At 51.7% G+C, this 16,639-nt stretch carries 10 protein-coding genes; 1 reads left to right on the top strand and 9 read right to left on the bottom strand.

Going from position 1 to position 16,639, the window contains the following annotated elements; all coding sequences use genetic code 11:
- Positions 1–16: 16 nt before the first annotated feature.
- The 8 genes from IPN95_00840 to IPN95_00805 all read right to left on the bottom strand — a co-directional run bounded on the left by IPN95_00840 (position 17) and on the right by IPN95_00805 (position 13,317).
- Positions 17–721, bottom strand: a complete 705-nt coding sequence (locus IPN95_00840; GenBank protein MBK9447967.1) for an SMUG2 DNA glycosylase family protein — start codon at positions 719–721, stop codon at positions 17–19.
- 1 nt (position 722) lies between these two features.
- Positions 723–1,286, bottom strand: coding sequence for a DinB family protein (locus IPN95_00835; protein ID MBK9447966.1), 564 nt, complete (start codon positions 1,284–1,286; stop codon positions 723–725).
- A 118-nt stretch (positions 1,287–1,404) separates the two neighbouring features.
- A complete protein-coding gene (locus IPN95_00830) occupies positions 1,405–1,644 on the bottom strand; it encodes a hypothetical protein (protein ID MBK9447965.1) in 240 nt (79 codons plus the stop codon).
- A 9-nt stretch (positions 1,645–1,653) separates the two neighbouring features.
- On the bottom strand, positions 1,654–2,676 hold the full coding sequence (locus IPN95_00825; protein MBK9447964.1) for an adenosine deaminase: 1,023 nt from the start codon (positions 2,674–2,676) through the stop codon (positions 1,654–1,656).
- A gap of 225 nt (positions 2,677–2,901) precedes the next feature.
- On the bottom strand, positions 2,902–5,613 hold the full coding sequence (locus IPN95_00820; GenBank protein ID MBK9447963.1) for a PD40 domain-containing protein: 2,712 nt from the start codon (positions 5,611–5,613) through the stop codon (positions 2,902–2,904).
- Between the two features lie 20 nt (positions 5,614–5,633).
- On the bottom strand, positions 5,634–6,551 hold the full coding sequence (locus tag IPN95_00815) for a type IX secretion system membrane protein PorP/SprF (GenBank protein ID MBK9447962.1): 918 nt from the start codon (positions 6,549–6,551) through the stop codon (positions 5,634–5,636).
- Positions 6,552–6,622: 71 nt separating this feature from the next.
- The gene (locus IPN95_00810; GenBank protein MBK9447961.1) at positions 6,623–10,489 is read right to left on the bottom strand and encodes a tandem-95 repeat protein; all 3,867 of its coding nucleotides are present in this window, start codon (positions 10,487–10,489) and stop codon (positions 6,623–6,625) included.
- Positions 10,490–10,788: 299 nt separating this feature from the next.
- Positions 10,789–13,317, bottom strand: a complete 2,529-nt coding sequence (locus IPN95_00805) for a carboxypeptidase-like regulatory domain-containing protein (protein MBK9447960.1) — start codon at positions 13,315–13,317, stop codon at positions 10,789–10,791.
- 292 nt (positions 13,318–13,609) lie between these two features.
- On the opposite strand from IPN95_00805, the gene ettA reads away from it, so the two are divergent.
- The gene (ettA, locus tag IPN95_00800) at positions 13,610–15,283 is read left to right on the top strand and encodes an energy-dependent translational throttle protein EttA (GenBank protein MBK9447959.1); all 1,674 of its coding nucleotides are present in this window, start codon (positions 13,610–13,612) and stop codon (positions 15,281–15,283) included.
- Between the two features lie 71 nt (positions 15,284–15,354).
- Here the strand turns inward: ettA and IPN95_00795 are convergent, their stop codons facing one another.
- Positions 15,355–16,548, bottom strand: coding sequence for a hypothetical protein (locus IPN95_00795; GenBank protein MBK9447958.1), 1,194 nt, complete (start codon positions 16,546–16,548; stop codon positions 15,355–15,357).
- Between the last annotated feature and the right edge of the window lie 91 nt (positions 16,549–16,639).

Below are 16,639 nucleotides of genomic sequence, written 5' to 3'. Positions count from 1 at the left end.
AGGCACAGACGCGACTTCAAACGTTCGGATGGCGAAGTAAATTCAGGTATTCGTCAATATACCGCTGCTTGGATTTGGCTTTGTATTGCATGATAAACCGCGGGTGTTCCATTGGAACGATCTTTCCAAAAAAACCGTGCGCTTGGTTGATCTGCTGCAAGAATTTGTAGTTCTTGCCCGTTCCGAAGCAGAAACAACAATCCTTGTCAACCCCGATATCGAGCTGCTTTTGAATACTTTCCAGAATAAAAGGTAAAACAGCCTCTGTCAGTGACTTGTCATCGTAGTAATTCACATTAACTACTTTACCTTTTGCGCTTTGGGTAGTGAACCCAAGTGGACAAACCGAATTAATATAGACATCACTGTAAAATGCGGCTGCTCCGCCATAGGCAGCGATGACTTCATAAACATAGACAGAGGAGGGCTCGTGCTCCAGCTTGCCAACGAAGGGAATCTTACAGACATCAATGAGACGTTTGGGGTCCGTGAAGGGAATCCCTGTGACCCCCGCTCCAAATCTGCCTGGATTGATCCCCAAGATCAAGCGCCTCGGCCGATGGTCATTGTAATACTGTCGGTAGAACGTTTCTGAACAGGCCAAAGCAACCGGATTCTCCCGAAATGGATTCATCATCGCAAAACCAGCGGGCAGGCTTCCAGTGAAGTCCAACTCCCGATTGAACCGAATCACCTTTTCCGCGAATGTAGGTTGATCCATGTCAGGTGTTTTTGGGGAAATCGGGTCTGGTCAACAATGCCAATGCTTGTCGATAATGCCGCCTTTCATGCTGGAAAATGATTGTCAAGCCATCTTGCAGGCTGTAGGTGACAAAGCTTGCTGCTGGCGATGAAATGATGAGCGAATGATGATCCATGTGCTGCAACTTTTCTACGAGGTCCAGCAAATACCGGTGCTGTACCCCAAATTCCGAAAGAATGGTTACTGAAAAGTGGCTTCGGGTAGGACGAAAGGCTGCAGGGACCTTCGCCTTTTTGGTTACTTTCTCCGCGGTTGCCTTGATCAGCATCCGTCCCCAAAATCCATGGAGGATGGGCAGCTTCTCCCAAAACGAGACATGTTTGTCCCCGCGCGTAATCGCCTCCAACTGCGCAAAGTAACTGCGGTTGGTCGTGATGAGGTGGTCGATGCATTCGCCAATGCTCCACGTTTCAGGATCGGGCTTCCAATTCAGCTGGACTTCATTCAAATTGCCGAAGGACTCCTGAAATCTGTCGGGGAGCAACCGGGCTTCTACTAAAATGGGGGCGAGATAGGCATTCATTGTACTTCAAAATACGTTGAAGGTTGGCATTTCACCGATCAGCTACCCACTGCTCGGCGTTTGGCTTTGCGCTAAAACTTCCCTCGATGAACCTGGCCCTGATTCACGCAAAGTCGGCTCAAGCGATCTTGCGCGCACTTTCCAGGGCTTCCCCCAACACGCCTGCATTCATGTTGGCATTGATCTCGTCGTGCAAGGACCCTGCGAGAAAGGCAGCGAGCGTGCATTGGCTCACATTCGGGTTTTTGCCCGGATCCCAATATTCCTTCAATTCGACGCCTTCCTTTGAAATCCGCAATTCGAATGAATGCCAAGGGCCCTTCAAATATGTCCAAGATGTACGGGGTGCTTCGGCCATGATGTGGTGTTAAATTCCTTGATAATAAGTGTCAATGTTGATGAGGTGCTGCTGCTTCTGGTCTTCGGGCAAAAACGAGCCGATAAACGAGTTGCGGGCAAGTTCATAAATGTCTTGCTTGCTGAGGCCGATGGCAGCAGCTGTATGGGCGTAATTGTCATTGACTCCGCCGCCAAAATAGGCTGGGTCATCCGAATTGACGGTCACCAACAATCCGCGGTCGAGCATGGTCTTGAGGGAATGGTCTTTCAAGTCCTTGACCACACAAAGTTTCAGGTTGCTCAAAGGACAAACCGTCAAGGCCATTTGCCTGCGCACGAGTTCATCAACGAGCTTTTCATCGTCAAGACAACGGTTTCCATGGTCTAGGCGGGAAATGTTCAGTAGATTCAATGCCTCCCATATATACGCGGCCGGACCCTCTTCGCCTGCATGTGCAACGAGTAGAAGCCCCTCCTCGGCAGCGCGCGCGAAAACCCGTTGAAACTTGGACGGTGGATGCCCAAGTTCGGAAGAATCGAGGCCAACGCCGATGATGCGGTCCCGATAAGGCAACGCTTGCTCCAGGGTCTGAAAAGCGCTGGCCTCATCCAAATGCCGCAAAAAGCACATGATCAGGCTGGTGGAGAGACCCCATTTGGATTCGGCATCACGGCAAGCCCGCCAAATTCCGTCGATCACGGTACCAAAGGAAACACCACGATCGGTATGCGTCTGCGGATCAAAAAAGATCTCGGCATGCACGACGTTTTGGGCATGCAACTTCTCCAAATAGGTAAAAGTCAGGTCGTAAAAATCCTGCTCGTGCAGCAAGACCTTGGCGCCCTCATAGTAAATGTCCAAAAAGTCTTGAAGGTTGCTGAAGTTGTAGGCCTGCTTCACCTCCTCCACCGAGGCAAACCGGATCGGAACCTGATTGCGCTGGGCGATGGCAAACATCAATTCGGGTTCAAAAGTGCCCTCGATATGAACGTGCAATTCCGCCTTTGGAATTCCTTGTATGAAACTGTTCAAAGTGTCTTGCTCTGCCATATTGTAACGCTTTCTTTTTCGAAAAATAGGGCTTGCATGGGGAATTGTCAAAGAAAATTATCCCTTGGCCGGGGAGCTTGCCGAAAGACGGACCGACAAAATCCAATCACCGCGTCCGACTGGGTATCCTCAGCCGAATTGGGTAGGGATCGTTTTTGAAAAACAAGAGCCACAGCGGCGAATCTCCGTGTGGCTCTTGTTTTGGGAATCATTTTCCCGGAAGAACTATTTTGGCTTGCCATCGGCAGCTGTGCCAGATCCCGGAGTCACCGGTACTGCATTGCCACCCTTGGCACTGTCGGCCGGTGCATCAAAGTCCTGAATGAGGTTTTCGGGCTTCCGAAGCTCCTCGACCATTTCCTTTTCGACAGGTGCTACAGTTTTGGCTTCCTCTTTGGGCTGCTCAGCAGGCGTCGAGGCTGGTGCTGCGGTTTTGGCTTCCTCTTTGGGCTGTTCCGCAGGAGTGGAGGCAGGTGCCGCAGTTTTCGCTTCTTCCTTGGGCTGTTCAGCCGGCGTCGAGGCTGGTGCTGCCGTTTTAGCCTCCTCTTTGGGCTGCTCAGCAGGCGTGGTGGCTGGAGCTTCGGTTTTGGCTTCCTCTTTGGGCTGCTCAGCTGGAGCGGATTCTTTGGTTGGTTCGACCACCTCAGTACCTTCCTTGATGCTATCCTTCGGATCTGCAGGAGCACCCGCCTTGATTTTCTCCTTGCCAGAAGGCTCGGCCTGCATTTTCAAGTCTGCCTTGCTCGTGCCGGAATCGCTGTTGGGATCCATTGGGACAACTTCCAACTTTGGCATTTCACGGTCACGAATCTTTCCTCCGAATTGAATTTCGGTTTGGCGATTCTCTTGGTATTCTTCCTCTGTGCAATCCATTCCATCGCGGCACTTGTTTTTCGGACTGCGTTCGCCCAACCAAACCTGCTCCAAACGATTTTGTGCAATACCATGGCGCATCAAATAGGTGAAAGCACTGTTGGTACGCTTACGTGACAATTGCTCGTTGTAGGATTCCGAACCGCGCGGGTCGGCATGGGAAACAAGCCTGATCTTTGCTGTCGGATTGCGCTTCATGAATTCAAGCACTTTGTCCAACTCCTTGTAGGCATCGCTACGTACAAAGGCATCATCGTAGTCGTAGAAGATGCGGTACAATGCGGTATCCGGCATCAACTTCATGAGCATCGCATTCAAATTGAGGTCGCCGGGCGCCATGCCTTTGGTGGTGATGTCCATGACCTTGTCCATGAAGCCTTCCTTCTCGACACGCACTTCGTAGTCTGTTTCTGGCGCAAGATGGTATTCGAAGTTTCCGTTTTCGTCCACCATTACCACGACTTCCTTGGCGATGATGCGCACCTTGGTGCCTTCGAGGTTCACGATGCTGTCGGCTTCCAACTTACCTTTGAGATTGTAGATGGGATCAGACTTGTCCTTTTCCAGTTTGATCAACGTTTCGACCGGTACAGTTGGGTCGAAGCTCACTGTGCTTACAATCTGCTGTGTCTCCAAATAATGATCGCCAGAACCGACCAATTTATAGTCAGTGTTTCTGTCCAAACCATAACGGAAATGGCCTACACTGTCAGTGCGAATCACCGTTTGGAGACCCTTTACACCATAGATTTCGACCTTGGCATTGTTGATGGATTTGCCCGTTGAAGCATCCACCACATGGCCTTCCAAAACCTGGCGCTGAATGAAAGAATAAATGTCGTCGTCTCCTTTTCCACCCTTGCGGTTGGAGCTGAAAAATCCGACACCGGATTTTTCGTCGATCACCAAGGAAAAGTCGTCGCGTGGACTGTTTACCGGGTAGCCCATGTTTTGAACCTTCTCAAACTCGGTGCCGACTGAAGTTACGCGGTAGAGGTCGAGACCGCCCAGACCAGGATGTCCATTCGAAGAAAAGTAAAACACTCCTGTCGGACTCACCCAAGGAAACATGTCATTGCCAGGGGTATTGATGCGTGGACCCATGTTTTCCGGCTTGCTCCAAGTTTCACCTTGCTTCTTTGCCATCCAAATATCCGTGCCGCCCTCACCACCTGTCATATCCGAAACGAAAAAGAAGGTGCTGCCGTCAGGGCTCAAGCTTGGATGCCCAACGGAGAATTCCTCACCATTAAAAGGCACTTCCTTGATGTTGTCCCATTTGTTGCGCACAAGTTCGGCTTGGAACGTTTTGAGCCTTACCAATCCATTTTCGCCTTTTGTGAGCTTGCCTTGATTGTAATTGTTGCGGGTAAAGTACATCAAGTTGCCATCGGGGCTGAATGTGCTACCGCCTTCGTGGTACTTACTGTTGGCCAATCCCGGCAGGATTTGGGGCTCGCCCAATTCAGCCTTGCCAAAATACTGCGCTTGATACAGGTCCAAAAAGTTGTCTCCGGTCCAATTGAAGATGTTTTTGGCTGGGGTCCGCGAACTTGCAAACACAATGGAGTTCCTGTAAATCGTGGGGCTGAACTCCGCCTTGGCGGTATTGATATTCGTGCCCTTCACGATGTACATCGTGGAATCAGCCATATACTCTTTGTAGCTTTTGGCAGATTTGAGCATGTTTTGAGCCACTTCATCCCAATCGCGTTCTTGCAGATATTTCTCGAGCAAGGGGGCCGCATCTTCCCATTTCTCATTGTTAATGAGCATTTGAGCAAAGTAGAAGACGTTTTGCGGATCCTTGTTGCCAGCCTTGATCAACCGGTTGTACCAATATTCCGCGTTGCGCGAGTCATTGATTTGGCGATAGCTATGGGCAAGCTTTTCCATGCCTTCTTCGCTGATGGGCACCTTTTCCAAGTGGCGTTGATACAGCGGAATGGCTTTGGCGTATTCCCGACGGTCAAACCTTTTGTTGGCGCGGCCCAATTGCGCTTGTGCTGTCTGTGTTGCGACTGCCAATATGCAGATCAGGGCAACGCTAAGAAACTTTTTCATGGGATATCAGAGATTCAAGGTCAGAAATAACGTGGAGTCATGAAGTTGGCTTTGCCCCAACCGAGGTCGACCCCGATCATAAGTTCATGCGAACCAGAATTGGTGTTGCGCAAAGGCGAAAGTGTCATGTCAAAGGCATAGCCTGCACGGAAACGGCGCAAGCTTTGGTATTCCAACATAAACACCAAGGCATCGGAGGTGCGGTAACCGACACCAATTCCCAGCACTTTCGCAAAGAAAAACGTGGTGTTGATGTCGACTTGCATCGGCGAATGCGGCACCATTTTCAGCACGGCACTTGGACGAAAGCTCACATTGCTGCCCATCGGCAAAATCGCGCCTGCCATCGTGAAAAAGTGCATCGATTGCTTTGAAGCCAGCAGGCCCGCGGTCGGATTGCTCGTCCCAAAATACCGTCCTGCCAAAAGATTGGGCACGGAAAATCCGGCAAAAAACTTTGGCGTATGGAAGTATGCCCCTGCGCCTGCACGCGGCAACAAGGCGGACACGTCAACGTTGGGTTTGATGGGATCAGGATCCATTGGATGCACTTCAGAAAACTTGGTTTTGTATTGCATCACGCCGGCATTCAAACCAAGGTTGAGAAACCCGGTCCCGACCGGCAGGCGATAGGCATAGGACAGCGCCAAGTTGCTCGTGCTTGTGACACCCAAGTGATCTTGGGCAAACATGAAGCCGACGCCATGGCGTTCGTTGGCAATCGGTGCATGCACACTGATGTTTCCGGTTGCAGGGCCGCCGACATAGCCCAGCCATTGGCGGCGCAGCAACACCGTTGCGCTCAATGCCTCCCTGCTCCCCGTATAGGCGGGGTTGTACACGAGTTGATTGAACATGTACTGCGAGTATTGCGCATCCTGCTGCGCCTGCACGCCTTGTTGCGCACCTGCCAAGGTCATTGCAAGGAGAATGAGCATCCAAACCCGCTTCAATCGGGAATTTCTTGGAGAAATTGTATTCTGCATTTTCATGATTCTCGTCCTCCTGATTATCTGTACAGCAATACAAAACCAGTAATTACGTCAGACCCATCCCCCGGATCGAGCCTGTAAAAATAGGTGCCATCGGGTACTGCGTTCCCCTTGTAAGTGCCGTCCCATTCATTGTTATAGCCATTTGCCTCAAACACCGTGGTTCCCCAGCGCGTGAATACCTGAAAGGTATTGTCGGGATACAACTGCACGGCATCGATGACCAAGAAGTCATTGGCCCCATCCCCATTCGGCGAAAATCCATTGGGGACAATGATATCGACCGGAGGAAGGACCGTGAAGTAGGCACAGGCCGTGTCACACATCACCGGAATGCCGTTGTCACAGAGCTGATAGCAGAGGCTATCGAGTCCGTAAAATGTCGGATTGGGCGTGTAGGTAATGACACCGTTGTTGAGCAAGGCGGTGCCATTGGAAGGCTGCAAAAGGATCGTGACAAACAAGCTGTCAAGCGCATTGGCATCGCTGTCATTGGCGAGGAGGTCACGTGTGCCGGTGAGCGTAAATGCAACCGTGAGTGTATCCGTGATCGCATCCGGCGGGATATTGCTGGTATTCACCTGGATGTAAACCACAGCGGTGTCGCAATAGGATGGGCCACCGACGGGAACATCGCAAATGACATAACAAATCGAATCGGGTCCAAGGTAGCCGACATTGGGCACGTAGGTCAGGATACCAAGCAGCGTGTCCAAGGTGACGGTTCCATTCATCGGTCCGCAAATCAATGCGGTCGTAGAAAAGGCATCGCCGTTGGGATCGCTGTCGTTGGGTATGATCGAGATCAACACGGTGTCTTGCAAGAGCGTGGTGTCCATGTCATCCACTGCCAACGGCGGTTCATTGCCATTGAAGATGTTGAAATACACATAAGCGGTGTCGCAAAGCACAGGGTTTCCGTCATCGCAGAGAATGTAACAGAGCGAGTCCAAGCCGATGTAGGTCGGATCGGGGACATACACAATTTGGAGGGTGTTGGTATTGACCGTGGCGGTGCCATGGGCCGGTGGGCAGCCGATGGTGATCGACAACACGCCTGATTCGGGATCGCTATCGTTGACAATGATCGGCACATTGACCTGCGTCGTATCGTTGGGCAGCGTGATCGAATCATCAACAGCAAGCGGATTGTCGTTGATGGGGAGAATGGTAATGATGATGGTTGCCGTGTCGCAGCCGACGGGCAAAGCATTGTCACAAACCCTGTAAACGATGGTATCAAACCCGACGTAGTTGAAGCCAGGCGTATAATCCAAATTGTTCAAGTTCATGGCCGCCGTTCCATGCAAAGGCCCGCCGATCAAGGTCACCGCAAGCGGATCGTTTTCAGCGTCAAAGTCATTTCCCAAGAGCGGAATGGAGACAGGGGTGTCTTCGTTGGTGGTGATCGCATCATCCAGTGCAACGGGACGGTCATTCAAAGGTGCAAGCGTCCAAATCACAAACACCGTATCGCAAAGCGGAACGTTGCCATTGTCGCAAATAATCAGCGAAAATGTCGATTGGCCGGTGGAGCTTGGCAATGGGGTGAGGGTGATACAACTATCGCCATCATTTAGTCCGGTGGCGGAACCCAAGGCAATACTTCCGATCAAGCCTGTCACATCGTGGGCATCGGACTGCGGATCGGTCGCTGAAATACAAAGCTGCGCCGGGGTGTCTTCAAAGGAGGTAAACAAAATCGTATCCGTTTGCAGGCCGAATGTATCCACCGCAGGGGGCAAATTGCCGCAGCTTGTCACTTGCAAGTTGCCGATGTTGTTGAGGTAGTTGCATTCAAGGTGGGCATTTGCCGGCGCGGTCATCGGAATCGGATTGGTTCCGAGGTCGTTGATCTGAAAATGCAGATTCATCGTGCCTCCCTGATCATCGACGTACACAAACGGCAGCGTAAGGCTTCCCCCGATGGGTACAGCTTGCAACATGTTGTAGGACCTGAGGAATGTCGCTCCGATCGCGTAGGGATTTCCATTGTAAAAGGAGATCGGCGTGCCGATCGGAATCGGGGCATTTCCGGTGTTGCGAACCGTCAATCGCAGACCGATGGAGTCATTGATGCCGTCTTGACAGGGGCCGAGGTTGATGTCGGCCACCGGATTCAGGATGGAGATTTGATCATTGGCGGCAGGGTAGACAATGGCGCCATTGTTGGCCAGACGCGTGGTCTGACTCATGAACACATTAAAAGGATAGTTGACGGGAGCGCCGACGGGAAAGCCCAGTTCCTGCCCTTGCTGCTGTCGCGGAATGCGGAGATTGTCGCGCACATTCAGCACAAAATAGCTGCGTTGGTTCCAGATGCCACGTGCCGGCACCCAAGTACTGAGCAATGGCTGATAGGCTTTGACGCTGTTGTTGCATTGGCAAACGATATTGGCCTGCCCGTTGTTGTCGACGTCGACGACGACCGGGGTTTCCATCCGCGAGGAAGAAGGACAGGTCGTCGTGAACCTGACGGCGCCATTTGCACCCGCCAAAACGCGCAGCACAGCATCATCACGATAGACAACTTCCTTGGTACCGTCACCTTCGAAGTCAAAAACAGTACAACCCAGACGACCCGAATTGTCAATAGAGGCCAAGGACCAGCGTTCGGAAAAGTTATTCAACCCAACGTTGAAGTTCAGTGCTACGAGCACATTGCGCCCGCCGACCAAAACCTCCGGAAATCCGTTGTTGTCGAGGTCGGCGATGGTGGCCAATCCGCCGGAGCTCGTGATTCCCGATGCATTGGCAGCACCGTCGATTTGAAAAGGTGAGGCGATTACCACACCTGTTTGAATATCCCAAATATAAACGGCACCACGCGTCAGACCATTCTGACCTACGACAACGGCATCGACATCACCATCACGGTCCATATCTGCCAAAGATGTCATTCCGTCAAACATGCCTGCATTGGGCACGTTTTGGGCTACCATCGTGCCGGCGAGAAGGTTGATGGCATACACGGTATTGCCAGCAACCAATTCCAGTCCAGCGCAGTCGGCACAAAATCCGGTTGGCAAGACGTCTGCAGCGACAGAAAAGGGTTCATTGGGTGAACCAGCATTGGCGCCGCGGCTTGCAGATCCGGTTCCTGAAACGATCAAAGCTCCAGTCGCACCATTAAAAATCTGGTTGCCCATGTAGATTTCCGGCAAGCCGTCTTCCTCAAAATCTGCGATCAGCGGCGTCCAGGTTTCATCAGCAACGCCGAAGCCAACCTGTGTCGAAGATGTCCACTTCAAGTTTCCATTGTGCTCATAACAAAGCAATTGCCTGCCTGAGCTGTTTTGGGAAACCATGAGGATTTCGCCAAATCCGTCGTTGTCAATGTCGCCGATTGCATGTGCACCGTAACTGAGCGCAAAGGGCGAAGAAGCAATGGTACGTTCAAGGATTCCGTTTGCGCCATTGTAAACGTAGGTGCCGCTTGCAATCGCAGCGGTCCCTGTGATCACTTCGGGCACACCGTCGATATCGATGTCGCCGATAATCGGGGTGCGACGCGTGGTCAATGGCTGGGCAATGCTGTCGGTAGCCCACAAAAGGCTCATCTGAAATGACGGAGCTGGCGTCGGAACGTACTGACAGCCAGGCACCGCGCCGCCAAAAAGCTGTGATGTACATGCAAAATTCCCAGAGCAATCGATGTCATAGCAGTCGACGTAGCCGTCGTTGTCGTCATCAATTCCATTGTTGCAAATTTCCTGGGCCTGTGCCCACCCGGCAAGACAACATACCAAAACCATCAACAGCCAAGGCTTCACGCGTGCCGACAATGCACGACTCCCTTGCTTTGGCACAAGGTCTGGATTGTAGAATACCGAACAGGGTGAGAGTTCGTAGACTTCCCGCATAAAATTCAGACGATTAAGCATTCTATTCCGATCTTGCTCGATTCGAAACTTCAAAGTCCTTCATTTTCAATTTCGTAAAACGTATCGTCGCCCTTCAAGTCCACAGGATGAACCCCGCTGAAGCAGCAACATTTGTTCAACAAAATTTCAAATGAGCGCGTTTTGATTCCTAGCCAAGCTTCCGCTATCACTAAAGGGCATCAAGATAGGAATAAATTATTTATCCACAGTTTATTCAACAATGGATTTTTTTGGTCGGTTGATGCTCAACCGCAAAGAAAAAGATGAGCAAATTCAGGATTTTCGGATTGTGCTAACTGTCAGAACGTAATGCTGAAATCTGCGCGCAACCCAAAATTGTTGAAGCGGCCCCAATTTGCTTTGGGAACCCCCGGGTCAGTCTTGTAGGAAAGGTCAAAATAGTTCAAACGCCAAATCGCATCGACACGCAGCACCTTAAAAATATTATAAAGTCCTGCCCCAGCCTCGAGATAGGGCACTTTTGTCGGGGCCTTGATTTGTTGGTGCTCGAAACTGCCATCCAAGCGCGGAATCAGGGCATCGTTAAGCTGCTGATTGGCCGGAGTCAAGGAACCCCAAGCCAAGCGACAGGTCAAAACTTCCTTCCATTTGAGCTTGCGTAGCAAAGGCAATTGGTTCCAGATCAATCCTTCAAAATGTTGCTCCCCCGCAAATGTCACATAACGATCTGCTACAAATTCGTAGTAATTCATCAGGTTGAAGCCATAACGGTCATAGCCCCAAGACATATTCCCCCTGAAAACATGCAGCGAAGGAAAGGGCAAAGTCCCGAAGACTTGTCCTGCCCGGAGGTCGTAGCGAAACCATCCATAACGTCCCATTCGCACGAAATTGCCCATTTGCACTTCGGCAGCATCGTATTTGTACTGACCTTGCAGCAAACCGTCAAAGCCGTGACGGTACTTGAGTTGAAAAACCGGGTATTTCGTCCCAACGTATTTCCTGTCTCCGCGGGAATCTGTAATGTACTTTTCCTTGAACGACAGGCGTAGATCAGCCCCGACCTCTGCGATTGAATACTCCGACCCCAGCCCGCCATCGGGCCGCTCAAAACCAAAGGCGAATGTCCTTGCCGGCTCAAAGGATTTTGTGCGGAAGTAAAAATCACCCGAAAGTCCCTTCATGATGTCGGTGTAAACATCGACACGGTTTTCGCCATAGTAGTTGAGCTGCGTGAGCGGAACCCTGCGCAAACTGCTTTGCAACAGACTCGTGCCGTTGTTGAGGAAATTTTCGAATCCGACTTGCTCCACTTCATACGTGCGCTTGAGCCCGAGCTCGAGCTTGGGTTTGCGGACGAGGCGGAACTTGGTTTCGACTTGGTATTTGAGGCGCTTGTCTCCGAATCCATACGCCAAATGGCCGCCAAAGTAGAACCAATTGCTGAAATCGGGACGGGTGTAGAACCCGCAACGCGAACGCATCCCTTCTGCCTGATTGAAGCCGATCACATAAAAATAGGGGCCGACCTCCCAGTACTTCCGCTTGTAGGTTCCCCAGCCGATCAGCCTTGTCGCCTCAATGTAAAAATCCAAAACCCCTCTCGAGCGCAGCGAATCGACCAAGGCAAAGCCCAGCTGCTCGCTTTTGTCCAAAGGCGACTTCCTGGCTTCGGCCCAATACGTGGAATCCTTGCTCTCAGCACCTTGCATCACCTCCATCACTTCCTGTTGAAAGAACTTCGGATCCTTGGGCTGATTGATTTTGTAGTTATATATATGTGAGCTGCTGCGGCCGATAATGCTGATCCCTTTGCCGCCCTTGCGCTTCATCACGCTGTTTTGAAAATCGACCTCGATATCCAGCAACGTCGGCACCCAAAAAGAATCCACTTCCCCGTATTCCTGCCGAATGCGGATGTCTTCGACAAAGTTGACGTTCGGATTTTCATTCAGGACCAAATCCAACCGGTTGATGGCCCAGCGGTGGTTGTCGATGTAAATCGTGCCTTTGAAAACCGGATCATACGGGCGCTTGGGTAGCACTTGGATGCCGTACAGTGTGTCTTGCCCGTAACTTTCAACGCTCAACATGAAAAAATCGTAGTCCACAAAAGCCCCATCCGCTATCGGACTCAGAAATGTGCGGTCCACAATCACGACGTTGTTGTCATACATGTCGAGCTGCAACAACATCGAATTCAACAAATTGTATTCCGAGCCTTTCACGCCGGAGGTCTGCACCGCCAAAATTTCTTCCTTTTTCTGATCGGGCCGGTTGTAGTAAAATCGGCTCACGCTCTCCGAGACAAATCCTGCGATTTTGTACTTGGTACTGTCGGAATGCGTTGAATCGCCCATGATTTCCTGCACCTCCTTGCCGATGTTGCGCACAAGTTTGCTGCTGAGAAACTTGTCGGTGACATTGTCCATCGTGAGCACGAGCTTGTTGTAGGCTTCGTATTCGTAGGCTTCGATCTTGTCGAATCGGTTGTAACGGCGGTTGGCAATCGCATTCCGGATCACTCTGTGGGCGGGATTCACCGCCTTGGAGGTAATCACGATTTCGTCCAGGGCCATGCTCACCGGTTTGACCTGCACTTTGTAATCGGTGACGTCACCGTCGATCGTGATGCTATCCGAAAACGGCTTGTAGCCTGATGCCCTCACCAATACCTTGTACCTTCCCTTGGGAACGACAAAAAGAAAGGCTCCTTCGAGGTTGGTGTTCACGCCGTAAGTGGTGCCGTCCAAAACAACAGAGACCAAAGGAAGGGCCTCCTGCGTTACGGAATCCACGACTGACCCGCCAAATTGCACCTTCTGCCCCAACAAAATGCCGCTTAGTCCCAGCAATAGGACAAACAAAGAGCCGTGTAAGAATGGCTTTTTATATCGGTGAAACTGCAACAACGTCTTAGCAGGCGAAACAGAGGCAAAAGTTAGCAATGAATCATGAACAATGAAGAAATAATAATGCCTCATTGCCGTTCGATGATCCTGCTCCTGTTGGAGAAGATGCACAGTCTCCGACAAAGGTTGCATCCATGATCGACCGAAGTTGTGCTGCCCGCTTTTGAAATCCGTCGGCCGCTTTGCACATTATTAATTGTTCATTCTTCGACGAGGAAGTTATCTTTGCACCAAATTTTTGGTATTCATGAGCGATCGTCAGATAATTTTCTCCATGTCGCGGGTAAGCAAGGTTTACCCACCCAACAAGCAAGTGATCCGGGACATTTCCCTGGGCTTCTACCTCGGCGCCAAAATCGGTGTGATTGGTATGAACGGCCAAGGAAAATCGACCTTGCTGCGCATCATTGCCGGCGTAGACACCGATTTCCAAGGCGATTTGGCCTTTTCGCCAGGGTATTCCGTCGGCATGCTCGAGCAGCATCCCGACCTTGATCCGACCAAAACCGTGATCGAAATCGTGCGTGAAGGTGCCGCAGAAACTGCCGCCCTGCTCACGGAATACGAAGAGATCAACATGAAATTCATGGAGGAGATGAGCGCCGAGGCAATGGACAAGCTCATCAACCGCCAAGCTGCCCTTCAAGACAAAATCGAAGCCGCCGACGCTTGGAACCTCGACAGTTCGCTCGAGGTAGCCATGGACGCGCTGCGTTGCCCGCCCTCCGATCAAATCGTCGCGACACTTTCCGGTGGTGAAAAACGCCGTGTGGCCCTTTGCCGCCTGCTCATCCAGAAGCCCGACGTGCTGCTCCTCGACGAACCGACCAACCACTTGGACGCCGAGTCGGTACAGTGGCTCGAGCAACATTTGCAGAACTATGCGGGCACCGTCATCGCAGTGACCCACGACCGTTACTTCCTCGACAATGTCGCAGGATGGATCCTCGAACTCGACCGCGGCCATGGTGTACCCTGGAAAGGCAATTACACCTCTTGGCTCGAACAAAAGCAGAAGAAACTCGACCAAGAGCAAAAGCAGGAAAGCAAGCGCAGCAAAACCCTCGAACGCGAGTTGGAGTGGATTCGCATGGCGCCCAAAGCCCGTCACGCCAAAGGCAAGGCCCGTGTCACGGCTTACGAAAAACTGGTCTCCGAAGACGGCAACCAACGCGAACAGGAACTGGAGATTTACATCCCCTCCGGTCCGCGCTTGGGAGACAAAGTCATTGAAGCCCATGGCGTTTCCAAGGCATTCGGCGATAAATTGCTCTACGAAGGCATGGAATTCATCATTCCAAAAGGCGCCATCGTCGGGGTGATCGGCCCGAATGGTGCGGGTAAAACCACGCTTTTCCGCATGATCACCGGCAAGGAAACACCCGACACGGGGACATTCGAAGTCGGCGAAACCGTCAAGCTTGCCTACGTGGACCAAGAGCATGACGACCTCGACATGGAGGCGAGCGTCTACGATGCCATCACCGGCGGCAACGACATCATCGTTTTGGGTAACAAAGAAATGAACGGCCGCGCCTACGTGAGCCGCTTCAACTTTGCGGGCACCGACCAAAGCAAAAAGGTCAAGCAGCTCTCCGGCGGGGAGCGCAACCGCTTGCACTTGGCCAGAATCCTCCGTTCCGGTGCCAACGTCCTGCTTTTGGACGAACCGACCAACGACCTCGACGTGAACACGTTGCGGGCATTGGAAGAAGCGATCGACAACTTTGCCGGCTGCGCCGTGATCATTTCCCACGACAGGTGGTTCCTGGACAGCGTCTGTACGCACATCCTTGCTTTCGAAGGCGATTCCAGGATTTTCTTCTACGAAGGCTCCTTCTCGGAATACGAGGAAGACAAGAAGAAGCGCTTGGGCGATACCGGGCCTACCCGGATTCGGTATAAGAAGCTGTCGCGGTAAGCGGGACTTTTCAAAAATAAAAACCGCCCTGCCAGAGATGGTGGGGCGGTTTCATTTATGCGGAACGTGACTTACTTCTTCCCAGCCGCCAATTTCGCGTCGCGCTTGTTCACAATCTCATCCATGTTCATCCATCCTGCGAGTTGTGAGCCGGAGGCGGAACCAACATCGGGCATTTTTGCGCCTTCTTGTCCAGGGAAAATCATACGGTCGGCCAAGCGCACACGCAACAAGGTTTCTTTTCCATTGGTGCCGCCACCGTCGATGGTGCGCCAAAGCTCAAATCCGCTGCCGTCGTCTTGCTTGAGCACTTCCATGAAGACAGCAATATGTTTGAAAGCGCCGCCTGCAAGCTGTACCTGCGTTTCCTTTTTCACACCATACTTCGCCCCACCGGGGGCTTGCGCGAGGATGATAAATTCGCCGGACTTGGGTCGGCCATTTTTCATACCATCCTCCGCCTTGATCATCGCAGAATTGCCGGCATCAATTTCCTCAGCCTTGGCATCACTTTTTTCAGACCTCGCCTTCCATTTGTCACGCTGCGAAGTCAACAATCGCAAGACCGAATCAAGGGCTGGAACGGTATGTTTTTCAAGTGCTGCGGCGCGAAGATTACGCTGTTTGTAGGCCAACTCCTTTTCGCCTTCTTTTTGAGGCTCACGGAGTTTCGTGATTTCCGCAACAACCGTGGCCTTTTGTGCCTCCACCCTCACAATTGCCTTTTCAAACAAAGCCACTGACTTGTCAAAGCCATCGGCTTGAATGCGCGCACCAACGGCCTTTTCCCAATCTGCCTTGGTTTGGGTAAACATCTGCGACGTTGCCGTCGCCATTTTATAGTCCTTGCCGTAAACTTCCTTGTCGGCGTCGCGCATCATTTTGCCCGCAAACTCCAAGCAAGTGGTGTAGTTCTTGAGGCCGGAACTGACCCTGACATCTTCGATTTCTTGTTGGGTCATGAATTCTTTGCCGTTCCACTCCGTAGCTTTACCTGCAACGGCACCGCGTAAGCGATCGGCTTCCGAAAGCTCCTTTTCAGGTTCGGGAGCAGCGGTTTCGGCCAATTGAGGGGCTTCTTGCTGAACCTCGGCTGTGGAATCCTTGGCTGCGGTAGCCTCCTGCAACTGGGCGGGCTTCTGCGAATCGGCTTCAGCAGTCAATTGAAAGGCAGGTGGCTGGGCAGATTTTCCGAGGGCTGGGGTTTCTTGTGTTGCCGGCTTCCGCTGCAACGGCTGTTTTTCGGGTGAGGTGAATGATCCCATTGATAGATAGAAGGTGACAGTGATTTAGACGCTGCGAAAATAATGTGCCCGCTTGAATTGATTCAACTGGATTTTGGTAATCGGCAGAAAA

It is taken from the genome of Bacteroidota bacterium, assembly GCA_016718825.1.
Taxonomy (GTDB): Bacteria; Bacteroidota; Bacteroidia; order J057; family JADKCL01; genus JADKCL01.
This window is presented reverse-complemented; position numbering and strand designations above follow the sequence as displayed.